We start from the raw sequence: 19754 nt of genomic DNA, 5'->3' as shown, positions 1-19754 counted from the left end.
ATGACGGCAATCGTCGTCTCGCCGCTTCAGCGTATCGCGGAAATGGCCGTCCGGCACGGCTGCCGCGAAATGCTGAGCCTGCTTGCGAAGGATCAGAACTTTCATCGCCCAGCCGTCATCGATCATGCGAAGCATCTGACGATCGGCGTCAACGACATCAGCTTCGCCGGAACGGGCGACCTGATTGCGCCCCAGGAAGAACACGTTCAGCGAATCATCGATTTCGCCCGCCAATGGGACCGGACGCGGCCGATGCTCATACATTGCTGGATGGGCGTCTCCCGCTCGCCTGCGGCCGCGCTGATCGCCGCACTCGCCGTCGAACCGGACCAGGACGACCACGCGCTCGCGAAGCGCCTCCGGCTTGCCTCGCCCTATGCGACGCCGAATGCGCGGCTCGTGGAAATCGGCGACCGGGCGTTGTCCCGCAAGGGTGCGCTCGTCGCCGCAGTGCGAGCCATCGGCCGCGGCGCGGATGCCGACGGCAATGCTCCGTTCATCCTGCCCCTGCAAGACGTGCAGCATGCCGGGTGAAGCGCAGCCGGTCACGGTCGAGATCGGGCTCAATGCCGTGATCGTCGCGGTCGTCAGTCGCAGCCCGCGCATCCTCGCGGTCAGCGAGGCGGACGGGGACGCTCGCGACAGCCTGCCCTTCGGCCCCTTCGATCCGGCCCGCCACCGCACTTTCGAGGCCAGCCTGCGGGCCCGCGTCGAAAAGCGTACGGCGCTCAAGCTCGGCTATATCGAGCAGCTCTACACCTTCGGCGACCGCGGGCGCCAGCGTCTGCCCGGCGAGGAAGGCAAGCACATGGTGTCCGTCGGCTACCTGGCGCTGACGCGCACTGACGCCGAGAACAACGAGAGGCTGGCCGAGGCGGGCGCCCATTGGCGCGACTGGTACGGCTATCTGCCCTGGGAAGACTGGCGTCTCGGACGTCCCGCGATACTCGACCAGACCATCCTGCCGGCGCTTGTTCGCTGGGAGTCCGGCGACGAAAAGCCGGCCTCGGCGCAGCGTCGTTCACGAGTACGCCTCGCCTTCGGCCTTGACGATTTTCCCTGGGACGAAGAGCGCGTGCTGGAGCGCTACGAATTGCTCTATGAGGCGGGTTTGGTGCGCGAGGCCGTGATCGACGGCCATTGCCGCGATCCGGAAAATCCCGCGGCAGGACTGGCGATGCGCCACGACCATCGCCGGATCGTCGCGACCGCTGTCGCGAGACTGCGCGGCAAGCTCAAATACCGGCCGGTGGTCTTCGAGCTGATGCCGCCGGCATTCACCCTTACCGATCTGCAGGCCACCGTCGAGGCGATTTCAGGCCGCCATCTCCACAAGCAGAACTTCCGCCGGCTGGTCGAAGGAGCGGAGCTCGTCGAGCCGACGGGAGAGACCCTGGCATCCACCGGTGGCCGTCCGGCCGCACTCTTCCGCTTCCGCCGCCAAATCCTGGACGAGCGGCCAGCGCCCGGCCTCAAGGTCGGCGGCCGCTGAACCTTAAAGCGCGCCGCGTTTTGCCAAAACCGCTGCGCACCGGGCGAGATGCACTATTTCACCACCGCGCAGGCCAGCCGGTCGCCGGCATCGCCGGAGGGCTGGCTGCGGTTGTCGTCCGAATGCATATGGATCACCAGGGCCCGGCCGCGAAGGGCGGTGGCCTTGTCGTCGAGAGACACGAAGCTGTTGAAGACCTGGGCGCGCAGGATGCCATCGGCGCCGACATACTGGTTGGGCATGTCGCCGGCATGCGGGCCATTGGAAGCGAGGAAGCCGTGCTCGGAATTTTCATCCTCGCCGGCAAAATGCTTTCCCGCCGACTCGAACCCGTCCTTGGGATCGCAGCGCCCCATTTCGTGAGCATGAAAAGCGACCCAGGTATCCTTCGGCAGGCCGCTTATCTCCATCTCGATCAGCACGCCCTTGCCACCTGCCGTCAAAGTGGCCCGCCCGATGTCGGTACCGTCCTTGCCCACGAACTCGGCCGTTGCCGTTTGCGAGGATTGTTGTGCCGAAGCGGCACCCGCCAAGCCTGCCGCACAGGCGATCGCGATCATCGTTCTCATCATCGGAGTTCTCCCTCTCACTCGCGGGTCGATAGAAGACAACGCGCGGCTGCCGAGGTCGTTCCGCAAAAACGCGGCTGAGTTGCAGTCATCCGGCGAATTGAGCTAAATCGACACGTCCAGACCGATGTCGAGCGTCGGTGCGGCCATCGTGATCTTCGAAGTCGAGATGTAGTCGACGCCCGTTTCGGCGATTGCCCGAATGGTTTCGATCTTAACGTTTCCCGACGCCTCCAGCCTGGTGCGGCGCAGGTCACCGGGATAGGAAGCGGCGGACAGTCCCCAATGTGCCGCGTTGATTGCGACGGCCTCGCGCAGCAGTTCCGGCCCCATATTGTCGAGCAGGACCACGTCCGGCGAGGCGGTCAGTGCCTCGCGCAACTGGGCGAGGCCGTCGACTTCGACCTCGACCTTGACAAGATGGCCGCAATAGGCCCGCGCGGCGCGGACGGCGCCGGCAACACCGCCGGAAACGGCGATGTGGTTATCCTTGATCAGCACCGCGTCGTCGAGGCCGTAACGATGATTGGAGCCGCCGCCGAGGCGAACGGCGTATTTTTCGAGAGCGCGAAGGCCGGGGATCGTCTTGCGCGTGCAGCAGACCTTGGCGCCCGTATGGGCGATCTCGTCGGCGAACGTCGCCGTGTAGGTCGCGACCCCCGAGAGATGCATGAGAAAGTTGAGCGCCACCCGCTCGGCCGAAAGGAGTCCTCGGGCACGGCCGGAAATTCGCGCAATCGTCGTACCTGGCGCCACCCGGTCGCCGTCCGCAGCGAGCGCCTCGAAGCGGATCGACGGGTCGATCAGGCGGAAGGCGGTTCGCGCCAGTTCCAGCCCCGCAATCACGCCCGCTTCGCGCACGCTCATATTCGCGGCGGCTGTCCGCTCCGGCCCGATCGTCGAAAGGGTGGTGATGTCACCGGCCCGGCCGAGATCTTCCAAAAGGGCCGCTTTCACCTGCTCCTCGACCATGAGAGCGGGCAGTTCCGGGCGAAGGGCGATCATTATGTCGTTCCTGCGATTGGAGTAGCTTCTAATTTCGCGTTTGCCGCCGTCATGCCGGCTCGCTCTCGGCCACGTCCGCGGCCAGACGCTCCGCCTGGGCAAGCGTCAGATAGGTCCGGCGCCGCCATTCCGGTCGCTCGTCCGGGCAATCGGCCCGAAAATGACCGCCGCGGCTTTCCGTCCGCTGCAGGGCGGCGATCGCGATGAGCTTGGCCGTGGTAACGATATTGGCGAAGCGCAGGCGCTTGTTCGTCCTCTCGAGTTCCGCAATCCCCCGGATCGCCCGGGTCAGGCTTTCGCGCGTACGCACGACCCCGACGCAATCGCTCATCAATTGCCGCAGCACCTTGAAAGGCGGGCTGTCCTCGACCGTCACCGGATCGTCGTTCTCGCCGGCATTGTCGCCCCAGGCAGTCAGCTTCGGGGCCGGCAGGCTGCCCTTGATATTCTCCGCGATCCGCGCCGCGAAGACGACCGCCTCCAGCAGCGAATTCGAGGCAAGACGGTTCGCGCCGTGAACGCCGGTCGATGTCACTTCGCCCGCCGCCCAGAGGCCGTCGATGGAGGTACGCCCCTCCCCGTCCGTCAGCACGCCGCCCATGTGGTAGTGCACGGCAGGCGTGACGGGGATCGGTTGCCTGACCGGATCGATGCCCGCTGCCATGCATGAGGCGTAGACGGTCGGGAACATCTCAGGAAAATGCCTGCCGACGGCCTTTGTGCAATCGAGGAAGGCGCCGCGTCCGGCCTGGACTTCCGCAAAGACCCCACGCGAGACGATATCGCGCGGCGCGAGCTCTCCATCGGGATGGATGTCGAGCATGAAACGGCGGCCTTGCGAGTTCACCAGGGTGGCGCCATCTCCGCGCAACGCCTCGGTGGCAAGCGGCGCCGGGTCCTTGCCGATGTCTATCGCGGTCGGATGAAACTGGACGAACTCGGGATCGGCAATGATGGCGCCCGCCCGCGCCGCCATGCCGACGCCCTGGCCGCATGCTTCCCATGGATTGGTGGTGACCGCATAGAGATGGCCGACACCGCCCGAGCAAAGAACGACGGCGCGCGCCGGGAAGGAAACGCGGCTCTTCGACTGGCCGGCATCCGGCCGCGCGATCACGCCGGAGATGAACCGGCCCTCGCGCACCAGTTCCTCGACCACGTAGCCCTCGATCACCCGGATCGACGGGGTATTGCGCACCGCGGCAATGAGCGCCTCCATGATCGACTTGCCGGCCATGTCGCCCTTGACGCGGACGATGCGCCGCTCGGAATGCGCGGCTTCCCGCGAAAGCAGGAGCTTTCCCTCCAGGTCGCGGTCGAAGGGCACCCCGAATTCGAGCAGATCGTGGATGCGGGCCGGGCCCTCTGCGACCATCATGCGCGTCATCTTCTCGTCGACGATACCGGCACCGGCCGCAACCGTGTCGGCGACATGCTTCTCGAATGTATCGCCCCTGCTCATCGCGGCGGCTATGCCGCCTTGCGCCCAGGCCGAGGAAGCGCCGTAGCCGATCGGTGCGGCGGCAAGGATCGTAACGGGACGCGGCGCCAGTTTCAGCGCGCAGAAAAGCCCGGCAAGGCCGCCGCCGACGATGACGATGTCATCGATCCCGTTGAAGGACTGCGGGCGGAAATGGTCGGTCAGCATGGCTCGATAACTCCTCCACGGGCCTGCGCCGGGTTTGCCCCGGCATTGATCACTGCTTGAGGTTCACCATGCGCTCGACCGCCAGCCGCGCGCGGTCGGCGATCGCCGGATCGACCAGAACCTCTTCCGTCATGTCGAGCAGGCTGTCGAGGATCTTCGGCAGCGTGATGCGCTTCATGTGCGGACACAGGTTGCACGGCTTGACGAAATCGACGCCCTTGACTTCCGACTGGATATTCGAGGCCATCGAGCATTCCGTCACCAGCAGCACCCGTTGCGGCCGCCTGTCCTTGACGTAATTGATCATGCCCGATGTGGAACCGGAGAAATCGCAGACGGCGATGACATCGGGGTGGCATTCCGGATGGCCGACGATCTCGATGCCGGGATTGGCTTCCTTGTAAGCCAGGAGTTCGGCTGCCGTGAAGCGCTCGTGCACCTCGCAATGACCTTTCCAGGTCAGGATCTTCTTATTCGTCTGGCGCGCCACGTTCATCGCCAGATACTCGTCCGGGATGCAGAGCACGGTGTCGGACTCCAGGCTTTCGACTACTGCCAGCACGTTGGAGGAGGTGCAGCAGATGTCGGTCTCCGCCTTCACGTCGGCCGAGGTGTTGACATAGGTGACGACCGGCACGCCCGGATAGCGTTCCCTGAGGAGCCGCACATCCGCTCCGGTGATCGAGTCCGAAAGCGAGCAACCTGCTCTCGCATCGGGAATGAGCACCGTTTTTTCCGGATTGAGCAGCTTCGACGTCTCGGCCATGAAGTGCACGCCGCACTGGATGATGATCTCCGCGTCGACCTTGGTAGCGTCGCGCGCAAGCTGGAGCGAATCGCCGACGATGTCCGCCACGCAGTGAAAAATGTCCGGCGTCTGGTAATTGTGGGCCAGGATGACCGCGTTGCGTTCCTTCTTCAACCGGTTGATCGCATGAACGTAAGGCGCATATGCCGCCCACTCGAACGCAGGAATGAAGTCCTTGACCTTTTCGTAAAGGTGCTCGGTCTCGCGCGCGACAGCCGGGGTGAAGGCGAGATCCGGCTTTTCGATGACACCGAAGCGTGCCGCAGCGCTTGCAAAGGCCGGAGCGGGCGCCGCTTCCTTGCGAAGGTCAAGAGTGGTCATCGGGCTCTCCTCTCTCGCCGTTTCCGGCAATTTCTAATTATGCTCAAAATGAGCATAATTAGATCAAAACAAAAGCGGCTGAGCCGCCGGAACTGATTTAGAAAGTTTTGTGACAGATTTCAAGCGCGCAGGGTGGAAACGACACGCCCGCATATCGCACGGGCGCATCGCGACATTTTGGTGATCAGGCCATTGCCGGGCGGGCGACGGCACGCTCCTCGATCGGCCAGTGCACGATGGCCGCGAACACTCCGAGCGCGACGCCCACCCACCAGACCGGATCGTAGGATCCGAATTGGTCGTAGAGATAGCCGCCCATCCATACGCCGAGAAATGAACCGATCTGGTGCGACAGGAACACGATGCCGCCGAGCAGGCCGAGATGCCGCGTGCCGAACATGATCGCCACCAGCCCGTTGGTCGGCGGCACCGTCGAGAGCCACAGGAGGCCCATGGCGACCGCGAAGACGATGACCGATGTCGGCGTTTGCGGCAGCAACAGGAAGGCCGAGACGACGACTGAACGGGCCAGATAGATCAGCGCCAGGAAATAGGGCTTCGAATAACGCTGGCCGATGATGCCCGCCGAGAAAGAGCCGATGATGTTGAAGAAGCCGATCAACGCCAGCGCGATTACCGCATAGCGGGCGTCGATTCCGATATCGCCGATATAGGCCGGAAAATGCGCGGTGATGAAAGCGACCTGATAGCCGCAGACGAAGAAACCCGAGACGAGCAGAAGATAGCTCTTGTGCCCGAGCGCTTCCTTGAGCGCTTCCCCGACTGTCTGCTTGAACAATGCCTCGGACTGGCGCCCGGAAGAGGCATTGCCGCGCAGCGGAACCGCAAAGAGCGGAACGAGCAGCATCATGAGGCCGAGATAGACGAGGCTGTCGGACCAGCCATAGGCGGAGATGAGGCCTTGGCTCAGCGGCGCGAAGAGGAACATGCCGGCCGAGCCGGCGGCGGTGCCTATGCCGAAGGCGAGCGAGCGCTGCTCGGGCGCGACGTTGCGGGCAAAGGCGGAAAGCACGATGCCGAAGGAACCCGACGCAACGCCCAGCCCGACCAGTACGCCGCCGCCGATATGCAGCCAGATCGGCGCATCCGCGAAGGCCATCAGGATCAGTCCCGCGGCATAGACGAGGCCGGAGAGGGCGAGCACGCGCCAGGTGCCGAACTTGTCGGCGATCGCGCCGAAGAACGGTTGGCCAAGACCCCAACAGAGATTTTGAAACGCCATTGCCAGGCCGAAGGTCGTCCGGTCCCAACCCTTCTCGGCAAGCATCGGCAGCTGGAAGAACCCCATGGCGGAGCGCGGACCGAAGGTCAGCATCGCGATGATGGAGCCGGCGAAGATGATGAGCCAGGGCAGACCGCTGCGGTCCGCCGGACGGGTGACTGCGGGAGAAATGGCAGACATGGGCAAGCTCCTGATGATGAGGGGCCATTCTATGGTGGCGGCGAGCCCGGGGGAAACCAATAATATTGAGCGTGGCATCACAGGAATTGATGCGCCGGCCGCTCGCACCTTTTCGCACGGCCGCGTTTTAAGCCGCCTCAGCGCACCTTCATCGGCCAGCGCTCCTCGCGACGGCGGAGGACCTCGACCGCGTCGCCGAGCCTGACAATGCCCTCCCCCCGCGGCACGGCGTTCCAGCCGAAGAGCACGCCGGGCACGCGCCGGTCCGCAGACATGCGCTTTACCGAAAGACCCTGGATCGGGTTACCGCCGACGCGTTCGCCGGTCGTCTGATCCTGCGTCGTCATGATGCACCGGGCGCAGGGCTTTACGAGATCGAAGGTAATCCCGGCAATCTCCAGGCTCTCCCAGAAGTCCTCGGCCCAGGCCTCGTCGCAATCGATGACGATATTGGTGCGGAAGCGCTCCATGCCGACCGGCTCCTGCCCCTTTTCCATCAGGGTGCGGTTGAGGTCGGCGAGCGAGCCCGTTGTCGTAACCAGAACCGGGAAGCCGTCGGCGAATGCGACGGGCGCCGCCGCTCCCGCCCATTCGGCGCCGACGAAGCGCTCGGCCTCATCGTCCATGCGGACGAGCTTGACGGGGCGGCCGAACCAGCCGGACAGCGTGTCGTTTGCAGCACCCCCGGCGACCGCCGCATTGACGTCGCTCGACCAGACCCGGACATCGAGGCGGTCATTCGGGTCGAAGCGAACGGAAAGCTCCTTGCCGTTCATCCGCAGACGCACACCGCCGGCGACATGCTCCGCCTCCACCTGCGCAAGCGCCTGCAGCTCGCGCTGCGTGATGAAATGTCCGTCGGGCGCGACCAGCATGAAGCGCCGGTCGCCGGCGAGCCCATCGAGATTGACGGTGACGGCCGTTTGCGGCACCGCGCGGCCGCTCTTCAGGGGATGGATGTTCAGGCCGGTCACTTGCATGTCAATTTTCCGAATTCAGAAATCGAGTCAGGCCGTTGCCAATCTGATTCACCGGGACGTGCCAACCCATTGAAGCTTTTAGATTTCATCCAGCATCATGGCAAGCACGCCGCGAAGCCGCTCCTGCCGCTCGACAGCCAGCCGCCGCCCCGCCGCGGTCTGGAAATCCTTCGCCAGGCGGAAGAGCTTCGCCTCGAAATGGTCGATCGCGAAAGCCTTGTCGTCGAGCGGGCGGGCTTCGGCCAGGGGATCGAGGGGATCATAAAGCGCGCTGTTCATGCGCCCGGCGATGTAAAAGCAGCGGGCAGCGCCGACCATGCCGATGGCATCGAGCCGATCGGCATCCTGCAGAATCTGCGCCTCCAGCGTTTCCGGCGGCAGATTGGCCGAAAAGCTGTGTGTCAGAACGGCGTGGGCGACGGATGTGATATCGGCCGCACTCCAGCCGAGCCTCTCGAGGATTTCGGACGCCTTTTCGGCCGCCAGCCGAGAAGCCGCTGCACGCTGTGGGGAATTTTTCTCGACCGACACGCAGTCGTGCAGCAGCACGGCGGCGGCCAGCAGGCGGGTGTTGCCACCCTCCTCCGACTGGATGCGGAGAGCGTTTTTCCAGACTCGGATGAGATGCGAGGCGTCATGGGAACCATCGTCCGCGGCGAAGGCATGCGGGAGGAGTTCGCCGGCGAGCCGGTCATGGGGTGCGAAGGCGGCCGCGAGTGCAGGAAGTCGGCTCATGCGCGGTGAGCCCCGTTGCCAGCGCTGCCCGACAATATCTTCTGGTAGAAGAGCCCGATACCGATCAGTACCGCCCCCAGGCCGATGAAGGACAGCGCCCGCAGAAAGCCTTCGAGATTGGACATGTCGACCAGGAATACCTTGAGCACGGCGATGAAGACCAGCACCGCCGAGGCGATACGGATGCTCTTGGCATTCATGCGCGAGCCGACCACGAGAAGCAGCACGCCGAGAACCAGCCAGACCACCGAATAGGTGTAGGTCTCACCCTGCAGGAAGCCCTTCCAATCGGCGACGTTCTGCCCTTGCCAGAAACGGCGCACGCTGAGGCTCGCCCAGGCGAAGGCGAGAACGGCGCCACTGACGGCGAGCGCCGCCACATAGGGCAGCGGGCGACGGCCCCGCGCATACCGGGCAAGCCCCGCATAGCCGATGGCGGGGAGCAGATACCCGATGAGGAGCAGGTCGAAGAAGGGAACCCTTCCGAGCAGTTCGCCGCTGAAATACGGGTTCAAACCGACGAGGTGGGCGGCAAGCACGGAAAGCATCGACAGGACCCCGAGCGCCATGCCGCCATACCGGAACACCGGACTCGGCGACCTCCCGTCTAGTGTCATGAATATCCCGGAGGCGCCGATCGCGAGAAGCGTGTAGATCGCCTGCTCACCGAGTGTCGGGACGGAACTGTCGAGCACGCCGCGGTTCATCGCGTGGCGAACGAGGATCGCGACCGTCAGAAGCACGAAAAGGCTCGCCAGCGCCTGCAGCAGGTTGCGCACCCGCACATCCGGCAAGGTCCTCAGGAAATAGGCGGAGGCGACGAGCAACAACGCCGGGATGCCGTAGCCCGGGAGCAGCGCATTGAAGACCGGCACCGTTCCGAGGCTGCCCGGCCCGACGATCGTCGGCTCCCAGGCAATCCGCGCGAGAACGACGACCGCGCCGGCGACCGTCACCCAGGGAAGAACCGGCCAGGAGCGAAGACGCGTCGCGAAGCTGTATGCGGCCCCGAGGAAAGCGATCGCCAGTGTCGTCACCAGGCCGTCGGTCCAGGCGTGAAGCCCGATGACGAGAAGACCGAAGGAGCCGAGCGCCAGCAGACCGCCGGGAACGTCGACTTCCCCCGCCTCTGTGCCCCGGCGATAGAGCCATTCGACTAGCCCGAGAAGGAACAGCCCGCCGGCCAAGGCGACGAGGCCATGCGGCAGGTCGAAGGTGAAATTGCCCGTCATCAGGAACGACATGGCCAGAAGCGCATTTGGCACTGCGGCGGCGAGACCTGCCCAAAGAACGACGAATGGCCGATTCCCCGCCGGGCGCCGGGCAAGCACGAGGGCGCCGAAGAGGACGAAGAGCGCCGAAAGTATCATGGCGCTCAGCATGGCCGTGCGGCCAGGGACGACGATCTCGGGCGGCAAATCGGCCAAAGACGGATCGAGATAGGACAGAACACCACTGAGCGCAGTCAAGCTCCAGGTACCTGCGATGGCACCGAAGGCGGCGAGCAGTGCCCCATAGACCGCATTTGGACGCAAGGAGCCTGCAGCGGCAAGCGCCGCGACGACGACCACGAATTCGGTCACCGGGAAACGCTGGGCGTCGACGGTCGGGCTGATGAACAGCAGCGCGAGAACGGCTGCGACGATCGCCGCCGAGATGGAGATGGCAAGTCGGGGCGGCTTGAAGAGCCGCTCCCAGGCGCCCGCCGCCGGCGCTCCGCTCGGCTCCGCGTCCCGCTCGCCGAGGCCCGGCCAGATCAGTGCGACACCGGCGATCATCACCAGGAGCGCGAAGGTCACCGGAGGCGCCTCGAAAGGCGTCGCGAGCGCTACATAGGCAAGGCCCCAGAGCCCGAGGCCGGCATTGGCAAGCGTCGGAACGACCGACCAGCGGCGCAGACGCGACGCGGCAAGCGTGGCGAGCCATGCGGCCGCAAGGAAGCCGAACAACACCCAGGGGCGCGGCTCTCCGCTGGAGACGAACAGGGGCGTCAGAAGCGATGCGAGAAGACCGAGGCCGGCAAACGCCTGACCGTGCAGCAGTGACAGCCCCACCGTCGCAAGCGAAATCACCGCCAGCAGAATGAAAGCGGCTGCAGTGCCGATGAAGCCGTAGATGCCATAGGCGGCATAGACGACGCCAAACAGGGTGACGGCACCGGCAGCGGTCAGAACGCCCGGTATCATCGCGTTGCGGAAGCGGTCCGCGACAGCAGGCACGGCGCGCCGGCGGATCACCTCGCCGGCTGCTCCGAGCGCGAGCCCGAAGAGGGCGGCGAGGGTCAAGCGGACCGGGGGGCTCAGCAAGCCGGCATCGATCGAATACTGCACGAGGAAATAGCCGCCGAGCGCCAAGGCGAGCCCCCCGACCCAGACCGGCCACCTCCCGCCGATCCGGCTCTCCAGGCTCTCGGTCCGCGCTGCCGCAGCCGAGGGTATCGCCGGTGGCGCGGCCTCCTCGTCGAGGCTTTCGGCAGCACCCCTGGTTTCGTCAGCAACGGCGTGAGCGTCCTGCCGCGCCCGCGCCCATGGACCGTCGGCCATCGCCTCGGGCTCGGCAGCCTTCGCAACGTCAGCCTCCGTCCTCGCAGCTTCGATATCCGGGGAGCGCTGTTCCGTCGACTCTCTCCCGAGCCGCGCGATCTCCGCCTTCAGGCTCTCGATTTCACGGTCGAGGCGCTCGGCCGTCCTCCGGCCGCCGAGGAAAGCAACGAGCGCCATCACGAAGGCTAGAAGAGCTATGGCCTCGAGCATCAGTTCCCCCGGCATCACCACGATCAGGATCGATTCGGACAACGTTAGCGCGAAACGGGCGCCGAAAATATCCTGCGGCAGATATCCGCGGATTTGTGGAGCCGTGAGGAGCATCGCGGCATCGCGACCCTCTGCAGTAATCTCTTCATCCAATTGTCGCAGGACTGTCATGAACTCACTGGTAAAGCGAGACCGGGACGCCCGGGAGATCGGGCGCGTCTACCGTCTCAATGGGGAGAATTGCCATGGACAAGTATCTCGGCCTTACCGAAGAAACCGAATTCAAGACGCTGACGGAGCGCAGGGAAGAACTGGAAGACGTCGGCCATAACTGTTCCACCAACCCGACCATGGGCGACATCATCAATCGCCGCTTCTCGCGCCGGTCGTTCATCGGCGGTTCTCTGGCCGTGGCTGCCATATCCACGACGGTCAGCCCCCTCGCCCTGCTGACGGCTGACGAAGCACGGGCAAACGGCGAAGCGTCGCGATTCGCCTTCAAGGAGATCGAAGCCGGTGTCGACGAGACCCATCATGTAGCCGAGGGTTACGACGCCGACATCCTGCTGCGCTGGGGCGACAAGGTCTTTGCCGATAGCCCGGAATTCGACCCGCTGAACCAGACAGCCGAGGCCCAGAGCCGGCAGTTCGGCTACAACAACGACTATGTCGGCTTCATTCCGCTCGAAGGCAATCCGGACCACGGCCTGCTGGTCGTCAACCACGAATACACTAATGCGGAGATCATGTTCCCGAACTTCGCCCGCGTCGAAAAGGTGACGGAGGACGGCAAGGAGGAGGACAAGGTCGTGCTCGGCGAGTACACCAAGGACCTCGTCGATATCGAAATGGCCGCCCATGGCGGCACCGTCATCGAAATCCGCAAGATCGACGGGAAATGGCAGCCGGTCCTCGACGGCAAGTACAACCGCCGCATCACGGCCACGACCGAGATGCAGCTTTCCGGCCCTGTTGCCGGCCACGAGCGGGTCAAGACCCCGTCGGATCCGACCGGCAGGAAGGTCTTCGGTACCCTCAACAATTGTGCCGGCGGCGTCACCGCCTGGGGCACCTACATGATGGCCGAAGAAAACTTCAACGGCTATTTCGGCGGCGAACTCGCCGAGGATCATCCGGAATTCAAGCAGATGAAGCGTGTCGGCGCGCCGGGCGGGCAGTATGAATGGTCGAAATTCTACGACCGCTTCGACGTATCCAAGGAGCCGAACGAAGCCAACCGCTTCGGCTGGGTGGTCGAGGTCGACCCGCTGGACCCCACCTCCGTCCCGAAGAAGCGCACCGCGATCGGACGCTTCAAGCACGAGGGCTGCGAGTCGATCGTCAACAGGGATGGCCGCGTCGTCCTCTATAGCGGCGACGACGAACGCTACGATTATGTCTACAAGTTCGTGACGAAAGGCACTTACAACCCGGACGACCGGGCGGCGAATATGGATCTCTTCGACGAAGGCACGCTCTACGTGGCGAAGTTCGACGAGGACGGCACGGTCACCTGGATGCCTCTCGTCCACGGCGAAGGGCCGCTGACGGCCGAGAACGGCTTCGCCTCCCAGGCCGACGTGCTGATCGACACCCGTTTTGCCGCCGATGCGCTCGGCGCGACCAAGATGGACCGGCCGGAAGACGTTCAGCCCAATCCGAAGACCGGCAAGGTCTATGTGATGCTGACCAACAACACGAAGCGCAAGGAGGACGAGATCGACGCCGCCAATCCGCGCGCCAAGAATGCCTTCGGCCACATCGTCGAAATTTCGGAAACCGACGGCGATTTCGCCTCGACGAAATCCCGCTGGGACGTCCTCCTGAAGTGCGGCGATCCGAGCGTCGCCGAGGTCGGTGCCTCCTTCTCCACCGCGACGACCAGGAACGGCTGGTTCGGCATGCCGGACAATTGCGCCATCGACGCCGATGGCCGTCTTTGGGTGTCGACCGATGGCAACAACGAAAAGGACACGGGGCGCACGGACGGTGTCTGGGCCGTGGAGACGGAAGGCGAAGGCCGCGGCACCTCGAAGCTGTTCTTCCGGGTGCCGGTCGGTGCCGAAATGTGCGGGCCGAGCTTCAACCCGACGAGCGACACCTTCTTCCTCGCGGTTCAGCACCCGGGCGATGCCGGTCTCGCAACCTACGAGAAGCCGGCGACGCGCTGGCCGGATTTCCGCGACGACATGCCGGTGCGCCCGGCCGTCGTCGCCGTCACCAAGCAGGGTGGCGGCAAGATCGGCTGAAGCGTTTCGGAGCGCCACACCCTCTGCGACCTCCCATCCCTGTGTCCGTCACAGGGGTGGGAGAAAAGCCATCCGCCACCCGTCGCCACCGCGGTCGCCTTCTCAGAAACGCTTAAGCCTCCGACGATGCGGCCTTCAGCGCCTTCAGCGTCGCATGGACGAACCCGTCCCGCGCCGACGCGGCGTCGACGCCCCGCGGCTCGTAAACATGGCGGTTGAGGAAATAGGCGGTAAGGCGGAAGGCGGCGGCAAGGCTTTCGTGATCGGCAGCTCTGGTTCCTCCCGATAGGAAGTCCGGGAGGGCGAGCATGCGATCGGCGTAAGGGGCACCCGCTTCGCGGCAGATCGCGCGGCCCGATTTCGGCGATACGAAGACAAGGTCGCTGCGCGCACCCGTCGCACCACATCGGGAAAGATCCAGACCGAAGCCGAGATCGTTCAGCACCGCGAGTTCGAAGCGCACGAACAATTCGCCGGCGTCTGCCGGGTCCTGGAGGTGATCGACTATGACGGCGAGCGCCTCGTAGAGATGGGGATGCGGGTCGCGCTCCGGCAGGAGCCGCAAGAGTGCGCCGATCGCCTGAATTCCGTAGACGGAAGTCGCCGTCTCGATCAGCCTCGCGGCGCGCAATTGCAGCGGCTCGACGCGGAATTCGCCGAGATGCTCGTCCAGCCTCGCCCGCCAGTTCACCTCCACGGAATTGCCCGGCTGCAGCACCGGCTGCATCGCACGCGAGCGGCCCGAGCGCACGAGCCCGAGATGCCGCCCGTGCCCGGGCGTCATCACCTCCGCGATGACAGAGCTCTCGCCATGCCGCCGGATGCCGAGAATTATGGCTTCATCGCTCCATTGCATGAAAAAGGCATACACCCGCCGCCGAAACCGGAGCAAGCGAAGAAACGCGCCCGGTTTCGAGCCTTGTCCGGTGCGGCGGAAACAAACTGTAGCCTTTCCGCTACACTTGCCGTGCGCCGCAAATCTATTGTCGTTTTTGCCGCATTGCGACGCCTTTCAATGCGGGTTGCGAGGCCTTAGACGTGCCTCCTCAAGAATGACAGTCAGCAGGAACAATTCGACTATGTGTGTGTCCGGGAATCGCGCCAGCCGTCTGATGCAGCTTTGCGCCGCTTTGGCCCTCTCCGCCGCGCTGGCGGGTTGCGTGAGCAGCAACCAGCCGGTCCGGCCGAAGGGGCCGGATCCCTATTTCGTAGCAATGTATGGGGCGAAGCCGGATGAGAAGTTTCCGCTTCCGGCCACCGACATCAGCAAGGTCGAACCGCGTTTTCTGCGGCAACAGGTGCCTTACGTCACGCATGAGCCGCCGGGTACTGTCGTGATCGACACGGAAAACCGCTTTCTCTATCTCGTGCAGGGCGGAGGCATGGCGCTTCGTTACGGCATCGGCGTCGGCAAGGCCGGGCTGGAATTCGAGGGCGAGGCGCGCGTCGGCCGCAAGGCGGAATGGCCGCGCTGGACGCCGACATCCGACATGGTCGCGCGCGAACCCGAGCGCTACGGACCGCTCGCGGGAGGCATGGACCCCGGCCTGCGCAATCCCCTCGGACCGCGCGCGCTCTATCTCTACCAGGGAAACCGCGACACGCTGTTCCGCATCCACGGCACCACGGAGGCCTGGTCGATCGGCAAGGCGGTCTCGAGCGGCTGCATCCGCCTGTTCAACCCGGATATCATCGACCTTTACAGCCGCGTGCCGGAAGGCTCGCGCGTTGTCGTGCTCCAGGCGGAACCGCCGATGAGCCAGCCGATGGATGCACCGATGTCGACCGCCGCCGATGGCAGCGGAACGCTTTCGTTCTAGAGTACATCCAGGGAAAGTGTGTAAACGGTTTTCCGCCCGGAATTGCGTTGGATTAAATGGTTAGAGCATTTCAGTGTTTCTATGAAACCTTGAAATGCTCTCGCTCCCTTACCAGGCATCCGGCTCGCGCACGAGGTGCACGATATTGGCGGGGTTCATGATCCATCCGCCGCGGAAGCCCTCGCCCAGTTTCTCGATCTGATCGCAGCGCACGACCTGGTGCGCTGCGAGACGATCGAGGGCTGCCTCGTGATCTTCGGTAAAGAGTTCCAGCCATATTTCCGCCTGGCTGTAATGCGGCGCTTCGTCTATCCACAAACGATTGGGGCCGAGAATGAAGCCTTTCGCCGGTGCCTTTTCGTCGAAAGGCGCGAGACCGACGACGTCGCGGTAGAAGGCGATCACCGCTTCGTATTGATGGCTCGGAACTTTCATGGCGATGTTGATACCGCCCTTGATTTCGGTGGACATCGCCCCCTCCTACAGTTGCGGTTCGAGCGCCGGCTTGCCGGAGAGTTCGCTCACATAATAGCCCTCCCGCAAATTGATGCCGTATTCGACCCAGGCCTTCATGCAGGCGAGCATCTGCGACCAGCCCTCGCAATTGAGATAGGAGCTCTTCTGCCCCTGTTCGTTTTCCCGCCAGCCGCTCTCGGCGATCGTCACCATGGTGGCGCCGTCGTCGAGCGACTGAAAGCGCATCTCAACCCGCGTCTGGTAGGGGGACTCGCCCTCACCGGTCATGGCATCCCAGCAAAAGACGATCCGCTCGTTGGGCTCCACGGCCTCGACCTTGATGGGAACTTCGCCCCACCACGTCACGGTGGTGCCGGCAACCAGCGGTCCGCTGATGCCGCCGAGCGTTACGAAATAGCGGCTGAGCTGATCCGGGTTTACCACCGCGTCGAAGACCTGCTCGACGGGACGGGCAATACGTCCATTCACACGAAATTCGAATGCCATGACGTCCTCCTCACGATTGTATCGGTGGATAATATGTTATAAAAACATAACATGTCAAACGATTCGAAAGACGATGCGGTTTTCAAAGCGCTGGCGAACGGCCTGCGGCGACGGATGCTCGACGCGCTGAAGGAGAAACCGCAAACGACGGGCATGCTCTGCGAGCTCTTCCCGAACCTGGATCGCTGCACGGTGATGCAGCACCTGAAGGTTCTTGAGGAGGCCGATCTCGTTCTCGCCAGGCGCGAGGGCCGGGAGCGGTGGAACCACCTGAACGCCTTGCCCATCCGTGCCATCCACGATCGTTGGATCAGTCAGTATGCCGGCCACGCAATGTCCGTTCTGACAGCCCTCCAACGTGAGCTCGACGAGCCCCGCGAGTGACGGAATTGACTTTTCATCGGCCGCCTTTCTGCGTATGAACTGTGGAGTGGGGCAAACTGGGGGAAATCGTCATGCGTTACCTCATCACCGGCACTGCAGGGTTCATCGGTTTTCATGTTGCAAAACGACTGATCGACGAGGGGCATTTCGTCGTCGGATTCGACGGCATGACGCCCTATTACGACGTGACGCTGAAAGAGCGCCGACACGCGATCCTTCAGCGCTCCAACGGCTTCAAGGCGGTGACGGCCATGCTCGAGGACAAGGCCGCGCTGGACCGGGCGGCGGAGCTTGCCGAGCCGGAAGTCATTATCCACCTCGCCGCCCAGGCAGGCGTCCGCTACAGCCTCGAAAACCCGAAAGCCTATGTGGACGCAAATCTCGTCGGGTCGTGGAACATGCTCGAGCTCGCCAAGGCGATCGCACCGAAGCACCTGATGCTCGCCTCCACCTCCTCGATCTACGGCGCCAACGAGAAGATCCCGTTCGCCGAAGCGGACCGGGCCGACGAACCCATGACGCTCTATGCCGCGACGAAGAAGTCGATGGAGTTGATGGCGCACAGCTATGCGCATCTCTACAAGGTGCCGACCACCGCCTTCCGCTTCTTCACCGTTTACGGCCCCTGGGGGCGGCCGGACATGGCGCTCTTCAAATTCGTCGACGCCATAGACAACGGCCGCCCGATCGACATTTATGGCGAGGGTCGGATGAGCCGGGACTTCACCTATATCGACGATCTCGTCGAAAGCATCGTGCGGCTGTCGCATATTGCGCCCTCCGAGGAGAACCGGGTGGCACCGGAAAAGGCCACGGATACGCTTTCGCGCCATGCGCCGTTCCGCGTCGTCAATACCGGCGGTGGCCAGCCGGTAGAATTGATGACCTTCGTCGAAACGGTCGAGAAGGCGATGGGGCGTCCGGCGATCCGCAACATGCTGCCGATGCAGCAGGGCGACGTACCGCGCACCTTCGCTTCGCCGGACCTGCTCGAAGCCCTGACCGGATTCAAGCCGTCCGTTTCGGTCGAGGAAGGCGTTGCGCGCTTCGTCGAGTGGTATGAACAGAATTATCGCCGTGCACCCACGACCGTCTGATGGTAAAACAAGCGATATTTGTGCGAAGCGCGTGCTTCCGCACGCAGTTGCAATTTGGTTTTTCTTTACTTTTTTATCGATGACATCCTTTTATTAGATAAAACTTAATTGATCAGCGTTCTCAAGAACAATCAAAGGAAAAGCGGATGAAAATCACGATGATCGGTGCCGGCTATGTCGGCCTTGTTTCGGGTGTTTGCTTTGCGGATTTCGGCCATGACGTCGTCTGCGTCGACAAGGACGAAGGCAAGATCTCGGCGCTGAAGAAGGGGCAGATTCCCATCTTCGAACCCGGGCTGGACCATCTCGTCGCCAGCAACGTCGCGTCCGGGCGCCTGAATTTCACCGATGATCTCAAGACCGCCGTGGCCGCCAGCGACGTCGTTTTCATTGCCGTCGGAACGCCGTCGCGGCGCGGTGACGGACATGCGGATCTTTCCTATGTTTACGCAGCTGCACGCGAAATCGCTGCCAACCTTCAGGGCTTTACCGTCGTGGTGACCAAGTCCACGGTTCCGGTCGGCACCGGAGACGAGGTCGAGCGCATCATCCGCGAAACCAACCCTGCGGCTGACGTCACCGTCGTCTCCAACCCGGAATTCCTGCGGGAAGGCGCCGCGATCGAGGATTTCAAACGGCCCGACAGGATCGTCATCGGGGTCGACGGCAGTGACGGTCGCGCGCGAGAGGTGATGACGGAGGTCTATCGGCCGCTCTATCTCAACCAGTCGCCGCTGGTATTCACGACACGCCGCACGTCGGAACTGATCAAATATGCCGGCAACGCCTTCCTGGCGATGAAGATTACCTTCATCAACGAGATTGCCGATCTCTGCGAGAAAGTCGGTGCCAATGTGCAGGACGTCGCCCGCGGCATCGGGCTGGACGGCCGCATCGGGTCGAAGTTCCTGCATGCCGGGCCGGGATATGGCGGCTCCTGCTTCCCCAAGGACACATTGGCGCTGGTTAAAACCGCCCAGGACCACGACACCCCCGTGCGGCTCGTCGAAACCACGGTCGCCGTCAACGACAACCGCAAGCGGGCAATGGGACGCAAGGTGATTGCGGCGGCCGGCGGCGATATCCGCGGCTCCAAGATCGCAGTCCTCGGCCTGACCTTCAAGCCGAACACCGACGACATGCGCGACAGCCCTGCAATCGCGGTGGTTCAGGCGTTGCAGGACGCAGGCGCCCGCGTTACCGGTTACGACCCCGAAGGAATGGAAAACGCGCGCAAGCTGATAGAGGGCCTGGACTGCGCGAGCGACCCCTATGAAGCGGCGGCCGAGGCGGATGCTCTGGTGATCATAACGGAATGGAACGAATTCCGGGCGCTGGATTTCGACCGTTTGAAATCCGCCATGAAGACGCCCCTGCTCGTCGACTTGCGCAACATCTATCGCAAGGACGAGGTCGCAAGGCACGGCTTCCGCTATGCGAGCATCGGCAGGCCGGACTGACCGGCAACGCACCGTCGCATTCAATGGTAAGCGGAGGGAAGCTGCAC

General features: G+C 63.7%; 18 protein-coding genes. 7 read left to right on the top strand and 11 right to left on the bottom strand.

What is annotated here, in order from left to right:
• Together CN933_RS08750 and CN933_RS08745 are read left to right on the top strand one after the other, a co-directional pair.
• Positions 1-534, top strand: coding sequence for a tyrosine phosphatase family protein (locus CN933_RS08750; RefSeq protein WP_018094623.1), 534 nt, complete (start codon positions 1-3; stop codon positions 532-534).
• Positions 488-1492 (top strand): NUDIX hydrolase, encoded by a 1005-nt coding sequence (locus tag CN933_RS08745; RefSeq protein WP_018094622.1) that lies wholly within the window; start codon positions 488-490, stop codon positions 1490-1492. Before CN933_RS08750 ends, CN933_RS08745 begins: the two co-directional genes overlap by 47 nt.
• Positions 1493-1545: 53 nt before the next feature.
• Here CN933_RS08745 and CN933_RS08740 read toward each other — a convergent pair whose 3' ends face one another.
• The 8 genes from CN933_RS08740 to CN933_RS08705 form a co-directional block, all read right to left on the bottom strand.
• A complete protein-coding gene (locus CN933_RS08740; protein WP_018094621.1) occupies positions 1546-2064 on the bottom strand; it encodes a superoxide dismutase family protein in 519 nt (172 codons plus the stop codon).
• 102 nt (positions 2065-2166) lie between these two features.
• Positions 2167-3066: a carboxylating nicotinate-nucleotide diphosphorylase gene (nadC, locus tag CN933_RS08735; RefSeq protein ID WP_018094620.1), complete on the bottom strand. Its 900-nt coding sequence runs from the start codon at positions 3064-3066 to the stop codon at positions 2167-2169.
• 49 nt (positions 3067-3115) lie between these two features.
• Positions 3116-4714, bottom strand: coding sequence for an L-aspartate oxidase (locus CN933_RS08730; RefSeq protein WP_018094619.1), 1599 nt, complete (start codon positions 4712-4714; stop codon positions 3116-3118).
• 49 nt (positions 4715-4763) lie between these two features.
• Positions 4764-5843 (bottom strand): quinolinate synthase NadA, encoded by a 1080-nt coding sequence (gene nadA / locus CN933_RS08725; RefSeq protein WP_102761405.1) that lies wholly within the window; start codon positions 5841-5843, stop codon positions 4764-4766.
• A gap of 184 nt (positions 5844-6027) precedes the next feature.
• Positions 6028-7266 (bottom strand): MFS transporter, encoded by a 1239-nt coding sequence (locus CN933_RS08720; RefSeq protein ID WP_018094617.1) that lies wholly within the window; start codon positions 7264-7266, stop codon positions 6028-6030.
• 137 nt (positions 7267-7403) lie between these two features.
• Positions 7404-8246 (bottom strand): MOSC domain-containing protein, encoded by an 843-nt coding sequence (locus CN933_RS08715; protein WP_018094616.1) that lies wholly within the window; start codon positions 8244-8246, stop codon positions 7404-7406.
• 78 nt (positions 8247-8324) lie between these two features.
• A complete protein-coding gene (locus CN933_RS08710; RefSeq protein WP_018094615.1) occupies positions 8325-8981 on the bottom strand; it encodes an HD domain-containing protein in 657 nt (218 codons plus the stop codon).
• On the bottom strand, positions 8978-11734 hold the full coding sequence (locus tag CN933_RS08705) for a DUF2339 domain-containing protein (RefSeq protein WP_026168571.1): 2757 nt from the start codon (positions 11732-11734) through the stop codon (positions 8978-8980). Before CN933_RS08705 ends, CN933_RS08710 begins: the two co-directional genes overlap by 4 nt.
• A 245-nt stretch (positions 11735-11979) precedes the next feature.
• Here CN933_RS08705 and CN933_RS08700 point away from each other — a divergent pair, with 245 nt between their 5' ends.
• Entirely contained in the window at positions 11980-13983 is a 2004-nt protein-coding gene (locus tag CN933_RS08700) for a PhoX family protein (RefSeq protein ID WP_018094614.1), read from the top strand.
• Between the two features lie 112 nt (positions 13984-14095).
• Here the strand turns inward: CN933_RS08700 and recO are convergent, their stop codons facing one another.
• On the bottom strand, positions 14096-14839 hold the full coding sequence (recO, locus tag CN933_RS08695; protein WP_086017456.1) for a DNA repair protein RecO: 744 nt from the start codon (positions 14837-14839) through the stop codon (positions 14096-14098).
• A 223-nt stretch (positions 14840-15062) separates the two neighbouring features.
• On the opposite strand from recO, the gene CN933_RS08690 reads away from it, so the two are divergent.
• A complete protein-coding gene (locus CN933_RS08690; protein ID WP_018094612.1) occupies positions 15063-15803 on the top strand; it encodes a L,D-transpeptidase in 741 nt (246 codons plus the stop codon).
• A gap of 108 nt (positions 15804-15911) precedes the next feature.
• Here the strand turns inward: CN933_RS08690 and CN933_RS08685 are convergent, their stop codons facing one another.
• Together CN933_RS08685 and CN933_RS08680 are read right to left on the bottom strand one after the other, a co-directional pair.
• Positions 15912-16274, bottom strand: coding sequence for a glyoxalase/bleomycin resistance/dioxygenase family protein (locus CN933_RS08685; protein ID WP_018094611.1), 363 nt, complete (start codon positions 16272-16274; stop codon positions 15912-15914).
• A 9-nt stretch (positions 16275-16283) separates the two neighbouring features.
• The gene (locus CN933_RS08680; RefSeq protein WP_018094610.1) at positions 16284-16766 is read right to left on the bottom strand and encodes an SRPBCC domain-containing protein; all 483 of its coding nucleotides are present in this window, start codon (positions 16764-16766) and stop codon (positions 16284-16286) included.
• Between the two features lie 51 nt (positions 16767-16817).
• Between CN933_RS08680 and CN933_RS08675 the strand changes: the two genes are divergently transcribed.
• The 3 genes from CN933_RS08675 (at position 16818) to rkpK (ending at position 19707) form a co-directional block, all read left to right on the top strand.
• Entirely contained in the window at positions 16818-17150 is a 333-nt protein-coding gene (locus tag CN933_RS08675) for an ArsR/SmtB family transcription factor (RefSeq protein ID WP_018094609.1), read from the top strand.
• Positions 17151-17221: 71 nt separating this feature from the next.
• Entirely contained in the window at positions 17222-18247 is a 1026-nt protein-coding gene (locus CN933_RS08670; RefSeq protein ID WP_018094608.1) for an NAD-dependent epimerase, read from the top strand.
• A 146-nt stretch (positions 18248-18393) separates the two neighbouring features.
• A complete protein-coding gene (gene rkpK, locus CN933_RS08665) occupies positions 18394-19707 on the top strand; it encodes a UDP-glucose 6-dehydrogenase (RefSeq protein WP_018094607.1) in 1314 nt (437 codons plus the stop codon).
• The last annotated feature ends 47 nt before the right edge of the window (positions 19708-19754 follow it).

Source organism: Sinorhizobium sp. M4_45 (assembly GCF_002885915.1).
GTDB lineage: Bacteria > Pseudomonadota > Alphaproteobacteria > Rhizobiales > Rhizobiaceae > Sinorhizobium > Sinorhizobium meliloti_A.
Note: the sequence above shows the minus strand (reverse complement) of the source record. Positions and strands in the feature narration are given on the sequence as shown.

What these genes read in the sequence shown, in the direction of transcription:
- CN933_RS08675 (WP_018094609.1), top strand. Translation starts at nt 16,818, where the DNA reads ATGTCAAACGATTCGAAAGACGATGCGGTTTTCAAAGCGCTGGCGAAC.
- CN933_RS08685 (WP_018094611.1), bottom strand. Translation starts at nt 16,274, where the DNA reads ATGTCCACCGAAATCAAGGGCGGTATCAACATCGCCATGAAAGTTCCG.
- CN933_RS08700 (WP_018094614.1), top strand. Translation starts at nt 11,980, where the DNA reads ATGGACAAGTATCTCGGCCTTACCGAAGAAACCGAATTCAAGACGCTG.
- rkpK (WP_018094607.1), top strand. Translation starts at nt 18,394, where the DNA reads ATGAAAATCACGATGATCGGTGCCGGCTATGTCGGCCTTGTTTCGGGT.
- nadC (WP_018094620.1), bottom strand. Translation starts at nt 3,066, where the DNA reads ATGATCGCCCTTCGCCCGGAACTGCCCGCTCTCATGGTCGAGGAGCAG.
- CN933_RS08750 (WP_018094623.1), top strand. Translation starts at nt 1, where the DNA reads ATGACGGCAATCGTCGTCTCGCCGCTTCAGCGTATCGCGGAAATGGCC.
- CN933_RS08715 (WP_018094616.1), bottom strand. Translation starts at nt 8,246, where the DNA reads ATGCAAGTGACCGGCCTGAACATCCATCCCCTGAAGAGCGGCCGCGCG.
- CN933_RS08745 (WP_018094622.1), top strand. Translation starts at nt 488, where the DNA reads ATGCTCCGTTCATCCTGCCCCTGCAAGACGTGCAGCATGCCGGGTGAA.
- CN933_RS08740 (WP_018094621.1), bottom strand. Translation starts at nt 2,064, where the DNA reads ATGATGAGAACGATGATCGCGATCGCCTGTGCGGCAGGCTTGGCGGGT.
- nadA (WP_102761405.1), bottom strand. Translation starts at nt 5,843, where the DNA reads ATGACCACTCTTGACCTTCGCAAGGAAGCGGCGCCCGCTCCGGCCTTT.
- CN933_RS08710 (WP_018094615.1), bottom strand. Translation starts at nt 8,981, where the DNA reads ATGAGCCGACTTCCTGCACTCGCGGCCGCCTTCGCACCCCATGACCGG.
- CN933_RS08720 (WP_018094617.1), bottom strand. Translation starts at nt 7,266, where the DNA reads ATGTCTGCCATTTCTCCCGCAGTCACCCGTCCGGCGGACCGCAGCGGT.
- CN933_RS08680 (WP_018094610.1), bottom strand. Translation starts at nt 16,766, where the DNA reads ATGGCATTCGAATTTCGTGTGAATGGACGTATTGCCCGTCCCGTCGAG.
- CN933_RS08670 (WP_018094608.1), top strand. Translation starts at nt 17,222, where the DNA reads ATGCGTTACCTCATCACCGGCACTGCAGGGTTCATCGGTTTTCATGTT.
- CN933_RS08690 (WP_018094612.1), top strand. Translation starts at nt 15,063, where the DNA reads ATGTGTGTGTCCGGGAATCGCGCCAGCCGTCTGATGCAGCTTTGCGCC.
- recO (WP_086017456.1), bottom strand. Translation starts at nt 14,839, where the DNA reads ATGCAATGGAGCGATGAAGCCATAATTCTCGGCATCCGGCGGCATGGC.
- CN933_RS08730 (WP_018094619.1), bottom strand. Translation starts at nt 4,714, where the DNA reads ATGCTGACCGACCATTTCCGCCCGCAGTCCTTCAACGGGATCGATGAC.
- CN933_RS08705 (WP_026168571.1), bottom strand. Translation starts at nt 11,734, where the DNA reads ATGCTCGAGGCCATAGCTCTTCTAGCCTTCGTGATGGCGCTCGTTGCT.